15 protein-coding genes are annotated in these 16,068 nt (G+C 49.3%); 10 read left to right on the forward strand and 5 right to left on the reverse strand.

Annotation, left to right across the window (positions count from 1 at the left end; translation table 11 throughout):
• Positions 1-29: 29 nt before the first annotated feature.
• The 4 genes from LA337_05670 to cusR all read right to left on the reverse strand — a co-directional run bounded on the left by LA337_05670 (position 30) and on the right by cusR (position 3,374).
• Positions 30-833, reverse strand: a complete 804-nt coding sequence (locus LA337_05670) for an MBL fold metallo-hydrolase (GenBank protein ID UBI17187.1) — start codon at positions 831-833, stop codon at positions 30-32.
• 83 nt (positions 834-916) lie between these two features.
• Positions 917-1,126 carry a hypothetical protein gene (locus LA337_05675; GenBank protein ID UBI18407.1) on the reverse strand — a complete coding sequence of 70 codons (210 nt, stop codon included), beginning with the start codon at positions 1,124-1,126 and terminating at the stop codon, positions 917-919.
• Positions 1,127-1,249: 123 nt separating this feature from the next.
• Entirely contained in the window at positions 1,250-2,701 is a 1,452-nt protein-coding gene (locus tag LA337_05680; GenBank protein ID UBI17188.1) for a Cu(+)/Ag(+) sensor histidine kinase, read from the reverse strand.
• Positions 2,691-3,374 carry a copper response regulator transcription factor CusR gene (gene cusR, locus LA337_05685; protein UBI17189.1) on the reverse strand — a complete coding sequence of 228 codons (684 nt, stop codon included), beginning with the start codon at positions 3,372-3,374 and terminating at the stop codon, positions 2,691-2,693. The genes LA337_05680 and cusR overlap by 11 nt, the downstream gene beginning before the upstream one ends.
• 195 nt (positions 3,375-3,569) lie before the next feature.
• Between cusR and LA337_05690 the strand changes: the two genes are divergently transcribed.
• The 4 genes from LA337_05690 (at position 3,570) to LA337_05705 (ending at position 9,856) form a co-directional block, all read left to right on the forward strand.
• A complete protein-coding gene (locus LA337_05690; GenBank protein ID UBI17190.1) occupies positions 3,570-4,952 on the forward strand; it encodes an efflux transporter outer membrane subunit in 1,383 nt (460 codons plus the stop codon).
• Positions 4,953-4,984: 32 nt separating this feature from the next.
• The gene (gene cusF, locus LA337_05695; GenBank protein ID UBI17191.1) at positions 4,985-5,332 is read left to right on the forward strand and encodes a cation efflux system protein CusF; all 348 of its coding nucleotides are present in this window, start codon (positions 4,985-4,987) and stop codon (positions 5,330-5,332) included.
• A 76-nt stretch (positions 5,333-5,408) separates the two neighbouring features.
• Positions 5,409-6,701: an efflux RND transporter periplasmic adaptor subunit gene (locus LA337_05700; protein ID UBI17192.1), complete on the forward strand. Its 1,293-nt coding sequence runs from the start codon at positions 5,409-5,411 to the stop codon at positions 6,699-6,701.
• An 11-nt stretch (positions 6,702-6,712) separates the two neighbouring features.
• The gene (locus tag LA337_05705) at positions 6,713-9,856 is read left to right on the forward strand and encodes a CusA/CzcA family heavy metal efflux RND transporter (protein ID UBI17193.1); all 3,144 of its coding nucleotides are present in this window, start codon (positions 6,713-6,715) and stop codon (positions 9,854-9,856) included.
• A 51-nt stretch (positions 9,857-9,907) separates the two neighbouring features.
• Here the strand turns inward: LA337_05705 and rclR are convergent, their stop codons facing one another.
• Positions 9,908-10,762: a reactive chlorine-specific transcriptional regulator RclR gene (gene rclR, locus LA337_05710; GenBank protein ID UBI17194.1), complete on the reverse strand. Its 855-nt coding sequence runs from the start codon at positions 10,760-10,762 to the stop codon at positions 9,908-9,910.
• A gap of 237 nt (positions 10,763-10,999) precedes the next feature.
• On the opposite strand from rclR, the gene rclA reads away from it, so the two are divergent.
• From rclA to LA337_05740, 6 genes are all read left to right on the forward strand, one after another.
• Complete coding sequence (gene rclA / locus LA337_05715) at positions 11,000-12,325, forward strand: reactive chlorine resistance oxidoreductase RclA (GenBank protein ID UBI17195.1); 1,326 nt, start codon at positions 11,000-11,002, stop codon at positions 12,323-12,325.
• 168 nt (positions 12,326-12,493) lie between these two features.
• Positions 12,494-12,724 carry a reactive chlorine resistance periplasmic protein RclB gene (gene rclB, locus LA337_05720; GenBank protein UBI18408.1) on the forward strand — a complete coding sequence of 77 codons (231 nt, stop codon included), beginning with the start codon at positions 12,494-12,496 and terminating at the stop codon, positions 12,722-12,724.
• An 11-nt stretch (positions 12,725-12,735) separates the two neighbouring features.
• The gene (rclC, locus tag LA337_05725; GenBank protein ID UBI17196.1) at positions 12,736-13,296 is read left to right on the forward strand and encodes a reactive chlorine resistance membrane protein RclC; all 561 of its coding nucleotides are present in this window, start codon (positions 12,736-12,738) and stop codon (positions 13,294-13,296) included.
• A 581-nt stretch (positions 13,297-13,877) separates the two neighbouring features.
• Complete coding sequence (locus tag LA337_05730; GenBank protein ID UBI17197.1) at positions 13,878-14,573, forward strand: pilus assembly protein PilZ; 696 nt, start codon at positions 13,878-13,880, stop codon at positions 14,571-14,573.
• A gap of 21 nt (positions 14,574-14,594) precedes the next feature.
• On the forward strand, positions 14,595-15,176 hold the full coding sequence (locus LA337_05735) for a LuxR C-terminal-related transcriptional regulator (protein UBI17198.1): 582 nt from the start codon (positions 14,595-14,597) through the stop codon (positions 15,174-15,176).
• Positions 15,177-15,277: 101 nt separating this feature from the next.
• Entirely contained in the window at positions 15,278-16,045 is a 768-nt protein-coding gene (locus LA337_05740) for an EAL domain-containing protein (GenBank protein ID UBI17199.1), read from the forward strand.
• Positions 16,046-16,068: the final 23 nt, after the last annotated feature.

Raw genomic sequence — 16,068 nt, forward strand, 5'->3', positions numbered from 1 at the left:
TATTGCTGTTTTGGCCATGTTTACTGTCGTTACTCTGCCAGCACAATTACATCTCCCGTTGCCGGGGCGTCAGTTCCCGGTAGCCATAATCGCCCCCACGAACCGGTGCAATGACAGCCGAGTAGTTTTTCGGGTTGCTGTTGCTTAATAAATTGTCGGGTTCGCCATAGCTTAGCGGGGGAGGCGGCACGTAAATGAAATCCACCGACGAGGGCGTAAATTTGATTAATGCCGGTAATGTTCTGGCAATGGCGTACGATATTCTCTATTCCCCGATGCCCGCATCCGGTAATGATGACTAACCCGCGCTCCGATTTATATATCAATACGCCTTCATCGCTGATGTAATCCGGTTGGGGCGTCTCCTTACTAATAACACCATAGGCCTGCGGAGTGGGGACACTGATTTCCCCGGACCACAAAAAGCGCTCGCTGATAGTCAGCGGCTCGCGGGTGTATTCCATGATGAGCCGAGAGTAGTCGTTATCACGCGAGAGTTTTTTTATTTTCCTTGTCGTTCCTGCCAGGGTTATTGAAGCGTACCGCTCGCAGGCTATTTGGGGATGGCAAATGATACGGCTGTTATCCGCAAGCCACGGCACGCCGCCGCAGTGATCGTAATGACCGTGCGACAGTACCACGGCGGTCAATTGCGTCAGGTCTACGCCCATTTGTGCGGCGTTAAGTATGTAGCTGTCGTCCGGCCCGGTATCAAACAGTATGCTGGTGGTTTCATCCTGAACTAACAGACTTAACCCAGGCTTTGCCCGTAATGATTTATCCGCGCCCGCCGCACGCCGGTTTTCAAGCAATACCGTGAGGGTTAAAGCCATACCTGTCTCCAGAATTCAAACGGCATACTGTAATGCATGGTTTTTGAGAGCGCTGTGATCGCAGCGCCCTTTGGCGTTATCCGTTATCGTGTAGAGCTTGCCTGCGCACGGTGTTTTTCCGCCTGCTGCTCATGGGCATAGGAATGAGCATTATTTGTCGACTGATGTACTACCATTGCCTTTTCATGTTCATTCATTTGTGAAAATGATTGTGCATGGGGTGACGTCTCTGCCGCATTAACGCCAGCTGAAATAAAAAACGCGATAGCTAAAAAAGAGGACATCTTATTCATCATATTTCTCCTGTATGGGTTTACGGAAGAAATTATAATTGGCGAGGTCGGTCAGCGGCGTGACTGAATTATGACGGTTGTGTCAGACAACAGGTGATGACATATATCTGTCATCACCCGTAATTATTTCGCGTGCTTGGGCAGCGTCAGAATAAATCGGGTAGCAAGCTGATCGGATGAAACCGAGACTTTTCCCTGATGGGCGATGACGATTGATTTCACTATCGCCAGGCCAATACCGCTGCCTTCGCCTTTGCGCTGTCGCGAAGGGTCTACCCGATAAAATCGGTCAAAGAGCCGGGGGAGATGCTGTGGGGGAATGGGGGGGCCAGGATTTTCCACGATTATCTGCACCTGACTGTCCGCCTCTTTCACCCGTACGGTTACCGACTCGCCTTTTGGCGTATAGCGCATAGCATTTGATAGAAGATTGCTCACCGCCCGGCGTAGCATTAACGGATCGCCCGAAACCCAGCACGCGCGTCCTTCAAAACGTAAGCCAACCTCGCGCTCTTCTGCCCAGGCCTCGAAGAAGTCGAACACTTTACCTACCTCATCAGCCAGATTAAGCGCTGTCTTTTCCGGGATGAGCTGATTGTTGTCCGCCTGCGCCAGAAACAGCATGTCGCTGACCATTTTCGACATACGACTAAACTCTTCGAGATTGGAATACAGCACATCTTCCAGCTCTTTTTGGCTGCGGGTCTGGCTGAGCGCAATTTCCGTTTGCGTGACGAGGTTAGTTATTGGCGTGCGGATCTCATGGGCAATATCTGCCGAGAAGTTCGACTGACGTTTAAATACGTCCTCAATGCGCTCGATCATGTGATTAAACGAACTTACCAGCTGTTCCAGCTCAATAGGAACAGCTTGCGGATCGAGGCGTACATCCAAATCTTTTGAGGTGATATTTTGGATGCGGCGACTGACGTTACGGATCGGTTCATGGCCTTTATAGACAGCGAACAGCACGATAAAAACAATCATCATGCTAATCAGTGATGCCGTCATAATCAGTTTGTTTTTCAGGTCGTTAATATAGTGCAGATGAAAATCGATCGATAATGCCAGATACAGCGTATATGCCGGTTTTCCATCGGTAAGCTGTCCTACAGGCAGGCGAATCATTCGCCAGTTAGACGACGTTTTCTGCCCGTGGACATGTCTGGGCGTTTGTAGCGTTGGGCCGGAGATAATAAAAACATCGCTGGCATGGGCATTTTTATCCGGCCTTGCACTGGAAATAAATTGCCGGAGATCGGGTGCATTGGGCGAATGAAAAATGGCTTTCTGATTACTATCTTCCAGAGAAATAATGACGTTCGAGTAACCCGCTACCACGTTTTTTAGCGTTTCCAGACGGCGTGATTCTGGCTCGTTAGGTTGGTTAATAATCCGCTCCAGCGTGGCGCTGATCTCTTGTAGATCATTGATGTCCTGCTCGGCGAAATGGACCTTTACAGAGTGGATCATTATCCAGGCAAAGGCGAAAAATGACGCGATCGTCGCCAGACTGATAAAAAATGTCAGCCGTGTCGCCAGCGAAAAAGGGCGTCGCCATCGTTTACTGGCCATCAGGAACCTCAAGCATATATCCCACGCCGCGCACGGTCTGGATCAGTTTCGGCTCAAAGTCGTTATCGATTTTGGCGCGCAGACGTTTCACGGCCACGTCGATAGCATTGGTATCGCTGTCAAAATTCATATCCCAGACCTGAGACGCGATCAGCGAGCGGGGTAAAACTTCCCCCTGATGGCGCAGGAAAAACTCAAGCAACGTAAACTCTTTGCTGGTCAGGGTGATGCGCGTACCGCTGCGGGTGACTTTTCTGCTGACCAGATCGACCATTAAATCCGCGACCTGAAACTGGCTCTCGACAATCACCGCCGCACCCCGGCGTAGCAGCGTTCTGACCCGTGCCAGCAGCTCGGCGAAGGCGAACGGTTTGACCAGGTAGTCATCCGCGCCTAATTCCAGACCTTTAACCCGATGTTCAATGGTGCCCAGCGCGGTGAGAAGAAGAATTGGCATCCCTTTGTTAGCGGATCGCAGCATCCGCACGATATCCCAGCCGTTTACATCCGGCAGCATGATGTCGAGTATGAGCAGGTCGTAATCACTGGTCATCGCCAGGTGATACCCGTTCAGGCCGTTATCCGCTAAATCCACGACAAAACCCGCTTCCGTCAGGCCTTTCGTCAGGTATTCACCGGTTTTTTTCTCATCTTCGACTATCAAGACCTTCATCGCATTCTCCTTCTCGCACTGGTTGTGCGGACTTTCAATTCTAGGGAAGCGGGATCGGATAGCAATCGGTTATTGGGAAAATGACAGTTTTGTCATTTTCCTGTCACCGGTTAAACAGAGTCAGTTGGTTAAAGTACAACACTATAAATTCCTACACATTTTAGGGTCATCAGTCCGGTCAGGACGAGAAGAACTATGAGCAAATTTAAGCTTCTTACCCTCAGCGCTGTATTCGTTCTCGCCGGTTGTTCATTGGCGCCGGACTATCAGCGTCCGGCATTGCCGGTGCCGCAGCAATTCTCCTTAAGCCAGAATGCGTTGGTTTCTGCGCCGATGGGATATCAGGATACGGGCTGGCGGACTTTCTTCGTTGACCCCCAGGTAAAGGCGCTGATCGGCGAGGCGCTGATTAATAACCGCGATTTACGTATGGCCGTGCTGAAAGTTCAGGAAGCGAGAGCGCAATATGGCGTCACCGACGCTGACCGCTATCCGCAACTCACGGCAGGCTCCAGCGGCACCTACAGCGGTAAATTAAAAGGCGATAGCAGCACCAACCGCGAATTCGAAGCCGGGCTGAATCTCAGTTTTGATCTCGATTTCTTTGGCAGGCTGAAGAATATGAGTGAAGCCGAGCGACAGAACTTCTTTGCCAGCGAAGAGGCGCGTCGGGCGGTGCATATCTCATTAATCTCCAGCGTGTCACAAAGTTACTTCAATCAGCGTCTGGCTTATGCGCAATTGCAAATTGCCGAAGAAACGTTGCAAAACTATCAGCGCTCATACGCTTTTGTGGAGAAACAGTTGCTGACCGGCAGCACCAACGTACTGGCGCTGGAACAGGCGCGCGGCGTAATTGAAAGCACGCGCAGCGAAATCGCGAAGCGTAAAGGTGAACTGGCGCAAGCGAACAATGCGCTGCAGCTGTTGCTGGGTACGTACGGGAAATTACCCAACGACCAGATGCGCAGCGGCGGGGATATTAAACCGGTAACGCTGCCGCCATCGTTGTCATCGCAAATACTGTTGCAGCGCCCGGATATTTTGGAAGCTGAGCACGGATTAATGGCGGCGAATGCCAATATCGGCGCCGCGCGGGCGGCATTTTTCCCGTCGATTACCCTGACCAGTTCAGTTTCCAGTAACAGCAGCGATCTCTCCAGCTTATTTAATGCCGCCAGCGGAATGTGGAATTTTGTTCCCAAAATAGATATTCCAATTTTCAATGCCGGACGTAATCAGTCGAATCTCGACCTCGCCGAAATACGCCAGCAGCAGTCGGTGGTGAATTACGAACAAAAAATTCAGAACGCCTTTAAAGAGGTGGCGGATGCGCTGGTATTGCGCCAAAGCATTGCCGATCAAATTCGCGGTCAGCAGCGTTATCTGACCTCATTGCAAATCACCTTACAGCGCGCCAGAGCGCTTTATCAAAATGGCGCGGTTAGCTATATCGAAGTTCTGGATGCCGAACGTTCCTTATTCGCCACGCAGCAATCACTGCTCGATCTTAATTACGCCCAGCAGGTTAATGAAATTAAGCTGTTTGCTGCCTTAGGCGGCGGTTGGGTGGAGTAATCCTTAATATTAACTTTTCAGGAGCATCAATTATGAATATTACCGCCAAAGCCGTGCTGTTTAGCCTTTTTTCTCTGGTCATGTTTAACGCTCAGGCCAATGAGCATCAGCATGGCGAAATGATGGATATGCAGCCAGCGGCTCAACAGGAACAACTCATTAGCGCCACGGGAGTGATTGAAGCTGTTGATAGGGACAGTAAAAAAATCACGATTAAGCATGACCCTATTCCTGCGGTGAACTGGCCAGCCATGACGATGCGTTTTACGCTGGTTGCCGACACGAAGGCTGATGATATTAAACCCGGCGATAAGGTTGCATTTACGTTTGTTCAGCAGGGAAATCTCTCTGTATTACGTGATATTCACATCAGTAAATAACGTTCTCGCTGGTCTCTTTTATTCTTACCCGGATTCTTCGCAATGCGGGTGAGACTATCGCGCAATGGAAATCACTATGGCGTCTTTAAATATTAAAACTACCGCGCTTATTCTCGCAGGCATGATTGCCGGTGGGGTTATTTCTGTCGGTATTTATACTTATTATTCATCCGCACAAGCAACGGCTGAAACCGGGCAGGCTGCGCCAAAAGAAGACAGAAAAGTTTTGTTTTGGTACGACCCCATGTACCCGAACACGCGCTTTGATAAGCCGGGTAAATCGCCATTTATGGATATGGATCTTATCCCGAAATATGCCGATGAAGAGACCGCGAGCGCGTCAGCGCCTGGCGTACGAATCGATCCCACCCAGACCCAGAATTTGGGGCTAAAAACAGAACCTGTGCGCCGTGGGCCGCTGCACTACGCGCAAACTTTCCCGGCTAACGTTAGCTATAACGAATACCAGTTCGTTATTGTCCAGGCACGCTCCGCAGGCTTTATCGAAAAGGTTTACCCGCTAACCGTGGGCGACAAAATTAAGCAAGGCGCGCCGCTTATCGACCTGACGATTCCCGACTGGGTTGAGGCGCAGAGCGAATATTTATTGCTGCGTGAGACCGGCGGTAGCGCGACACAGGTGGAAGGCATTCTGGAGAGGTTACGCCTGGCCGGTATGCCTGAAGCGGATATTCAGCGCTTAAAATCGACGCGTAAAATTCAAACCCGCTTCACCCTGAAAGCCCCCATTGATGGGGTGATCACTGCATTCGATTTGCGTACCGGTATGAACATTTCCAAAGACAATGTGGTCGCGAAAATTCAGGGCATGGACCCAGTATGGGTCAGCGCGTCGGTCCCGGAATCTATTGCCTGGCTGATTAAAGACGCCTCGCAATTTAGCATCACTGTGCCAGCCTGGCCGGACAAGACTTTCACCATCAGCAAATGGAATATCTTACCCAGCGTCGATGCCACCACGCGGACGTTGCAGATCCGTTTGCAGGTCGAAAACCGCGACGAGGCGCTCAAACCGGGGATGAATGCCTACCTGCAACTGAAAACGCAAAGTAAGCCGATGTTGCTGATCCCGTCTAAAGCGTTAATTGATACGGGTACCGAACAGCGGGTGATTACCGTTGATCATGAAGGTCGATTTGTGCCGAAGCAGGTTTCGGTATTCCATGAATCACAGGGACTAACGGCTATTCGCTCCGGCCTGAGCGAAGGTGAAAAAGTGGTGTCCAGCGGTCTGTTCCTGATCGACTCCGAGGCGAATATCTCCGGCGCGCTGGATCGTATGCGCGCCCAGAATAGCGGTGCACAAGACGCAGTCGCTAGCCCAGCCCCGGCGGCCCATTCACACTGAGGATATGATAAATGATTGAATGGATTATCCGCCGCTCAGTAGCAAACCGTTTTCTGGTAATGATGGGGGCGCTGTTTCTCAGTATCTGGGGAACCTGGACCATCATCAATACCCCGGTTGATGCGCTGCCCGATCTCTCTGATGTTCAGGTGATCGTCAAAACCAGTTATCCGGGGCAGGCGCCGCAAATCGTTGAGAATCAGGTGACCTACCCGTTAACCACCACCATGCTGTCAGTTCCGGGCGCGAAGACGGTGCGCGGCTTCTCGCAGTTTGGCGATTCCTATGTATACGTCATTTTCGAGGATGGCACCGATCCTTACTGGGCGCGCTCGCGCGTGCTGGAATATCTCAACCAGGTTCAGGGCAAATTACCGGCAGGCGTTAGTGCTGAAATGGGGCCGGACGCCACGGGCGTCGGCTGGATTTTTGAATACGCGCTGGTCGATCGCAGTGGGAAACATGACCTGGCGGAATTACGTTCTCTGCAGGACTGGTTTTTAAAGTATGAGTTAAAAACGATTCCGAACGTGGCTGAAGTAGCCTCGGTAGGCGGCGTGGTTAAACAGTACCAGGTCGTTATCGACCCGATGAAGCTCACGCAATATGGCATTAGCCTGGCGGAGGTGAAATCTGCGCTGGACACGTCGAATCAGGAAGCGGGCGGTTCGTCAGTTGAGATGGCTGAAGCGGAATACATGGTTCGCGCCAGTGGCTATCTGCAAACGCTTGATGATTTCAATAACATCGTCCTGAAAACAGGGGCCGACGGTGTGCCTGTTTACCTGCGCGATGTCGCGCGCGTGCAGATTGGGCCGGAAATGCGCCGTGGGATCGCCGAGCTCAATGGTGAAGGCGAAGTGGCGGGCGGGGTGGTTATCCTGCGTTCCGGTAAAAATGCGCGTGAAGTTATCTCCGCTGTTAAAGCCAAACTCGACACGTTAAAAAGTAGCCTGCCGGAAGGCGTGGAGGTAGTTACAACATACGATCGCAGTCAGCTCATCGATCGCGCCATTGATAACCTGAGCTATAAGCTGCTGGAAGAGTTTATCGTTGTTGCACTGGTGTGCGCTCTGTTTCTGTGGCATTTGCGTTCGGCGCTGGTGGCGATTATTTCCCTGCCGCTGGGGTTGTGTATCGCGTTTATTGTGATGCATTTCCAGGGACTGAACGCCAATATCATGTCGCTTGGGGGAATCGCCATTGCCGTCGGGGCGATGGTCGATGCCGCGATCGTGATGATTGAAAACGCCCATAAGCGGCTGGAAGAGTGGGGGCATCAGCATCCGGATGAAAAACTGGATAACGCAACGCGCTGGAAGGTCATTACCGACGCCTCGGTAGAAGTCGGCCCGGCGTTGTTCATCAGCCTGCTGATTATCACCCTGTCATTTATCCCTATTTTCACGCTTGAGGGGCAAGAGGGGCGACTGTTTGGCCCGCTGGCGTTCACCAAAACATATGCCATGGCAGGCGCGGCGTTTCTGGCCATTGTGGTAATTCCAATCCTGATGGGATTCTGGATCCGTGGCAAGATTCCGGCGGAAAGCAGCAACCCGCTAAACCGCTTCCTGATCCGTATTTACCATCCGCTGCTGTTGAAGGTGCTGCACTGGCCTAAAACTACCCTCCTGGTGGCGGTGCTTTCAATACTGACGGTTATCTACCCGCTGAATAAAGTTGGTGGGGAATTCCTGCCGCAGATTAACGAAGGCGATTTACTGTATATGCCTTCAACCTTGCCAGGAATTTCGGCGGCGCAGGCGGCGGATATGCTGCAAAAAACCGATAAGCTGATCATGACCGTTCCGGAAGTCGCGCGCGTGTTTGGTAAAACCGGTAAGGCAGAAACCGCAACGGATTCCGCGCCGCTGGAAATGGTTGAAACGACAATCCAACTGAAGCCGCAGGATCAGTGGCGTCCGGGTATGACGATGGACAAAATCATCGCCGAGCTGGACAAAACCGTGCGCTTGCCGGGGTTGGCGAATCTGTGGGTTCCGCCTATCCGTAACCGTATCGACATGCTCTCTACCGGTATCAAAAGCCCAATTGGCATTAAGGTGTCAGGTAACGTTCTGACTGATATCGACGCCACGGCGGAACAAATCGAAGAGGTGGCCAGAACCGTACCGGGCGTCTCTTCGGCGCTGGCTGAGCGTCTGGTGGGAGGGCGCTATATCAACGTAGACATCAATCGGGAGAAAGCAGCGCGTTATGGCATGACCGTAGGCGCAGTGCAGCTGTTTGTCACCTCAGCGGTGGGGGGCGCGATGGTGGGCGAAACGGTGGAAGGGATTGCTCGTTATCCTATCAATCTGCGCTATGCGCAGAGCTATCGCGATAGCCCAGAAGCGCTGCGTAATCTGCCGATTCTGACGCCCATGAAGCAGCAAATTACGCTGGCAGATGTTGCAGATGTGACGGTAGTTTCTGGTCCGTCAATGTTAAAAACTGAAGATGCGCGACCAACCAGCTGGATTTATATCGACGCCCGCGATCGTGACATGGTTTCGGTGGTGAACGATCTGAAAAAGGCTATTGCTGAAAACGTACAGTTAAAACCGGGGACCAGCGTGGCTTTTTCCGGGCAGTTCGAGCTGCTTGAACGCGCCAGCCATAAGCTCAAACTGATGGTGCCGATGACGCTGATGATTATCTTCGTTCTGCTTTATCTGGCTTTCCGTCGCTTTGGCGAGGCGCTGCTGATTATCACCAGCGTCCCCTTTGCGCTGGTGGGCGGCATCTGGTTTCTCTACTGGATGGGGTTTCATATGTCGGTTGCAACCGGAACCGGGTTTATTGCGCTCGCCGGCGTTGCCGCAGAATTTGGCGTGGTGATGCTGATGTATCTGCGTCACGCCATTGAAGCTGAACCTGCACTGGAAAATCCGCAAACCTTTACCGCTGATAAGCTGGATGAGGCGTTGTATCACGGCGCGGTGCTGCGTGTGCGTCCGAAAGCGATGACCGTGGCGGTAATTATCGCGGGTTTGCTACCTATCTTGTGGGGGACGGGAGCAGGCTCAGAAGTCATGAGCCGTATAGCCGCACCGATGATTGGCGGTATGATCACTGCGCCATTGCTGTCGCTGTTCATTATCCCGGCAGCTTATAAGCTGATGTGGCTGCACAGGCATCGCAGCCAAAAGTAATGCTCTGAAGCGCTCGCCTGCGTCGGTTTGGTCGCCGAAGCAGGCGTCGCTTTATGCTTCCAGGGCTTTCACGCGTTTGCGGTACTCGCCCGGCGTGCAGCCAAATTCCCGTAAAAAAACTTTATGGAACGACGATTCGCTGGCGTAGCCTACCGACTCGGCGACGACAATCAAAGGCTGCGACCCGCGTGACAACATCTGGGCGGCGAATTGCAGACGTAAGGTGGTTAACACCGCCAGCGGTGTGGAATTTGACACTTCACGAAATAGCTGTGCGAAGCTGGCCCGCGACATATGTGCTCGTTTTGCCAGCTCTTCAACGGTCCAGGCAAAAGCCGGTGACTCCAGCATCAGGAATACCACGGCCCCTAGTTTGGGATGCAGCAATAAATTCAACACGTTCTGTGCGGGCGTTGCTTTGGTTAGCCACTCGCGAACGGCGAGTGTGAACAGTGTGGCGCATTGTTGGCTACATACTACACTGGAGCCCGGCAGCGCACTCATGGATTCCTGTTGCATCAGTGCGATCATGGCCTTGAGCCAGTGGCTGACGGGACTGTTTTCATCAGGCGCCAGAACCAGAACTTCCGGCAGCGCAGTTAAAAAATAACGAGAGGAAGCATGCAGTCGCAGACTACCGCATACGATATGCGTTTGTTCATCGCCGGACTGGCACAACCGGTGCGCGGAGTTTTGCGGCAGGATAACAAGAATGCCTGGCCGCAGGGTGAATGATGTCCCGTCGGGCATCTCCAGTAGGACCGCTCCCTGAGTAACCGTATGCCAGCGGATAACGGACAACTCTCCCGCCGCGTGTGGCAACTGCCAGTCTCTGCTCAGTAGACAGTTCTTGTCGATCGAGCCTTGCGGGTCGTTAAGCATCAGTAATCGGCTAAGGGTATCCATGAAGACTCCTGAACAGTTTTATTTATTGTTTGTTGAAACGGCATTATCTCTTTAATTAGTTATTATTTTAATACCTTCAAAGTGTTAGTGTGTTTTTTCATTCTATAAACGTTAGTCATCTTTAATGATGATTTAGACGATTTGACAGTTAATCGCGCGTTATGGATACGTTGTTTTGTCAGGGTTCAACCTATACTTCAGTTCATCAAACGAACAGTGACCTGGCGGAGAGACAGCATGAATCAGTATCAGGCGATTATTATCGGATTTGGCAAAGCAGGGAAAACGCTGGCGGCTACCCTGGCGAAAACGGGCTGGCGTGTGGCGATTATTGAACAGTCAAACACCATGTATGGTGGGACATGCATCAATATCGGCTGCATTCCAACCAAAACCATGGTACATGATGCTGAACTTCAGCATGACTTTGCTGCGGCCATGCAGCGCAAGGCCTCCGTTGTCAGCTTTTTGCGTGATAAAAACTTCCATAATCTTGCCGATCTGGAAAACGTGGATGTGATTGAAGGGCGGGCCGAATTCGTTGATAACCATACCGTGCGGGTCATGCAGTCAACCGACGCGATTGAGCTAAGCGGTGAGAAGATCTTTATTAATACCGGCGCGCAGTCAACGATTCCGGACGTAGAAGGATTAACGACTACACCGGGTGTGTTTGACAGCACTGGTCTGTTGAATTTGACGCAACGTCCTGAGCGTTTAGGTATTTTGGGCGGCGGTTATATTGGCGTTGAATTCGCATCGATGTTTGCCAACTTCGGCAGTAAGGTCACTATTTATGAAGCGGCCCCGCAGTTTTTACCCCGCGAAGATCGGGATATTGCTGACGCTATCGCTAATATTCTATGCGACAAAGGGGTTGAGATTATCCTCAATGCCAGGGTTCAGGCGGTTTCATCCGAGGACGGCGAGGTACGGCTGCAAATGCCGGAAGGCGCACACACAGTGGATGCGCTGCTGGTGGCATCGGGTCGCAAACCTGCAACTGAAAATCTACAGTTGCAGAACGCGGGTGTGGATGTAAATGACCGTGGCGCCATTATTGTGAATAAATACCTGCGTACCTCGGCAGACAATATTTGGGCAATGGGCGATGTCACGGGGGGATTACAATTTACCTATATCTCGCTGGATGATTTTCGCATTGTGCGTGACAACCTGTTAGGCGAGGGATTACGTCATACCGGCGATCGCCAAAACGTACCGTATTCCGTCTTTATGACGCCACCGCTTTCCCGCGTGGGGATGACCGAAGAACAGGCTCGCGCCAGCGGCGCGGCGATGCAGGTAGTTACACTACCTGTTGCGGCTATCCCGCGTGCACGGGTGATGGATGATACGCGTGGTGTCCTTAAAGCGGTGGTGGATAGCGAAACGAAACAAATATTAGGCGTATCGCTGCTGTGCGTGGATTCTCATGAGATGATTAATATCATTAAAACCGTAATGGACGCGGGTTTACCGTATACCACATTGCGCGATCAAATATTTACGCATCCGAGCATGAGTGAATCACTGAACGATCTCTTTTCTCTCGTTAAATAATAAAAGCGTAGTCTGCATGTTTGCCCCGCCCGTGTGGGGCTTTTTTTATCTATTTATCGGCTGGATACTAATTGACAGTTATTCTGGCGTGATGGATGAAATGAAATAAGTCGACGTATTTTATTATATTGCTACTGAAACTACTGGTTAATGGAAATACACATGAACATGTTTAAAAGTATCTTACTAATGACCGCGTTATTGACTGCGCCGGTGACATTTTCCGCATTGGCGCAAACCGAGGTTGCCCACGTTAGCGTGTCTGGCATAGCGGATTCACCTTCCGTGATAGAGGATGCTATTGCGAAACTGGCTCAGGAAAATAATGCAACTTCCTGGAAAATAACCTCAATGCGCATTGATAGCAGTACTCACGCAACGGCAATTTTGTACAAGTGAGGAGAGTCTGAATGGAAAAATATCTGCATTTACTCAGTAAGGGCGATAGAATTGGATTAACCCTAATTCGCCTGAGCATTGCAATTGTTTTTATCTGGATTGGCTTATTAAAGTTTGTACCTTACGAGGCCGACAGCATTACGCCGTTTGTCGCCAATAGCCCGGTAATGTCATTTTTTTATGAACATCCAGAAGAGTATAAGCAGCATTTAACCCACGAAGGTGAGTTTAAGCCGCAGGAACGTGAGTGGCAGACTGCGAATAATACGTATACGTTTTCCAATGGTCTGGGCGTAGTCGAGGTGCTTATCGCTTTGCTGGTGCTGGCTAATCCTGTTAGCCGTTGGTTGGGATTAATTGGCGGCGTTCTGGCATTTGCTACACCAATTGTAACCTTATCATTTTTAATAACCACGCCTGAAGCATGGGTAATGCCGCTGGGTGATTTACACCACGGATTTCCATACTTGTCAGGCGCCGGGCGGTTGGTGTTAAAAGATACGTTAATGTTGGCGGGAGCAGTGATGATCATCGCAGACTCATCCCGTTCAATAATTAAGCAGCGATATTGAATTTTTAACGTTGTACCCTCTGTAAGATAGTAAGCCACTATAGTTAGATTCGGTAATTACCGGGCCAGCAGGATGCTGGCTTTTTTTCTGCCTTAAGGGAAATTTATTTAATATGTATGAGTTGCAATTATTCAGTTTATAAGAATAACGAGTCAGAGCTATATTTTTGACTAATGATACAGTGTCGTAAGTATTTTTTCTTTCTTCTTGTAAAAGCGTGCCACCCCGCGTACGGCATAGCCCTCCCGCCAGGATAGCTCCATTTTTCTCAAATTTTATCTATGCAATTCTTGCTATTTGTTATCTCAAAACCACACTTCAAAAAAGATTGTTATTCACTTTTGTTATAGTTAATCAACAAGTTCGTGTGGTTTTAGGCATGTCTTAAGCTAGAATTAATCCTGATTAAACGTTTTTACGTATCAATAAATGACTAAAGATAGTTAAAAACTTAATTTTTAACCAACTGTTTGACATGGAATCCACTATGGTAATTAAGCACCAGGGGTGGATGCTGATCTCGCGTTTTGTGAGTAACCAAAAGCGAGACATATCTTAAATATGGAAATAAGGGTTTTAGAATGAGCTTTGGATTAGCAAAGGAAAACAAGTTTGAAATCATAGCTACCCTTCGAGAAGAGCTGCACAAGAAAACGAAACTGGAAGTCTTATGCGAAAACAGTAGCGTTATCACGCAGTTAGAGAAGGTCGATTTCGAGCGGTTTGTGATCTCCGGGCACGAAGACATTGTTCCTGAAAAGGTCCAATACTTTATCCTGCACAGCGAAAGCGGGATTGTGAAATTTAGTGCCAGATTCGAACAAACCTCATCAGCAGGTGCGGAAGCAGGATTATCCTACCTCATCCCGGATATGATTTTCTTTGCCCAGCAGCGACAAAATCAGCGTTTTTCCTTCCTGAAGGGTTACGACTTTTTCTGTTTTGGTCGTTACAAAAACGGAGAAAACTACTCTCTGAAGATTAAAAACATCTCGCAGGGCGGTTGTGCATTAATTGTTAAAGATGTGAACTCCCGTTTTCTTTATAAAGATGCGGTGATTAAAAATGCCACACTGGATTTTGATACGTTTGGCAGTTTACAGCTGGATTTAAAAGTGATCGATGTCGTCATGATCAATGAATTTGATGATGATAATCAATTGTATTCCTGTCATCAGATCTCATGCGGGTTCGATTTTAAAAACCGTCGCGAAGAGACTGAGGTCGAGAAAATTATTATTAAATTTTTAATGAGTAACAAGATTAGAAGCTTATAAGGAGCGGTGAACAGGATGTTGATGTGTGGCAGTGATAATTTTGTAGGCAACGGTCTGTTTACCTACCTGACAAGCAAACATGTACCGATACAAACATTCCCGTTTGAGGATATGTTGCATCAGACATCATTATGCCAGCATCAAACCATGGTTTTTAATATCATTGATAATGAACAACCGTGTTCAGCGATCGTGCAGTTTCTGAATAAAAACCGCTTTAAGTTTTATAATAACGTCGTGGTAATTGTTGCTGATAGCCTGGTGGCAAAATTATGCGTCGAGTTGTTATATGTTGAAAAAACAATAGTTTTGACTGAGAAATCTTCGCTGCGTGATTTCGGTCAACTGGCGTCGTTAACGGTCGGGAAATGGAATCCCCGACTATATCGTTCGCAGAAAAGATTAACCGAGAGAGAACAGCAGATCCTGAATTTGTTGGTAAGCGGTTATTCCGCTAAAGAAATTTCAGAGTTAGTTAGTCTGAACTATAAAACTATTCAGGCGCATAAGATGCGGGTCGTCGCCAAGCTGGGACTGACCAATACCTCTGAGTTAAATAAATTAATTGTCAGATTTACCCATCGTATGTCTTTTTTACCCTAAGTTGGCCATTCTTTTCTGATGTAACACACCTAATAGTAGATACAATTCGGGAGTGATGTTGACTGGTTTTTAATTTCTATGATTTATTGAGGGGGAGCGGAATGTTTAATTCCAGTGAGGTGCTAACTGCGCTTGAAAGGGCATTGAATACCAGTCAGCTTTATATGGTTTATCAGCCTATTTTTAACTTGCGTACTCAGAGTATTAGTGGGTTTGAAGCATTAATGCGTTGGAATAGCCCTCAGATGGGTATGATCTCTCCCGATGTTTTTATTACATTACTGGAAGACAGCGGCAATATCATTTCAATTGAAGATATGGTTATCCACACTCCCTGGGATGTGGCAACCTGTTGGCCAGACCCCCTTGTACTATCAGTCAATATTTCCGCGCTTGAATTTTGCGATCCTCTGTTACCCCAACGTGTCAGAAAAAACCTTACCGCCTGCGGACTGCCGCCCCATCGATGCCAGATAGAGGTCACGGAAACGTCGCCGCTGTGCGACAGTCAGATAGCGGCTAAAAATATGATGGAGTTGAAGGCGATAGGGGTCAAACTTGCCCTTGATGATTTTGGAACCGGCCACGCTAATCTTAACTATCTGTTGAAATATCCTTTTGATACCTTAAAAATTGACAAGGAATTTGTCACCGGCATTGAACCCGACACCCGCTCAACAAAGATTGTGGAGGGTATCATTTCACTGGCGCATAATTTTGGGATTGAAGTTCTGGCCGAAGGGGTGGAAACCCAGTCCGAACTGGACCGCCTGATGCAGATTGGTTGTGACAAAATTCAAGGCTTTTTCATTTCTCCTCCGGTGTTGGCAGAAGAGATCCCTACACTCTTAGTACAATATAATCATTAATCCCTCCTTTTTACGTTTCCCAA

It is taken from the genome of Citrobacter europaeus (assembly GCA_020099315.1).
In the GTDB taxonomy this organism is placed as follows: domain Bacteria; phylum Pseudomonadota; class Gammaproteobacteria; order Enterobacterales; family Enterobacteriaceae; genus Citrobacter; species Citrobacter europaeus.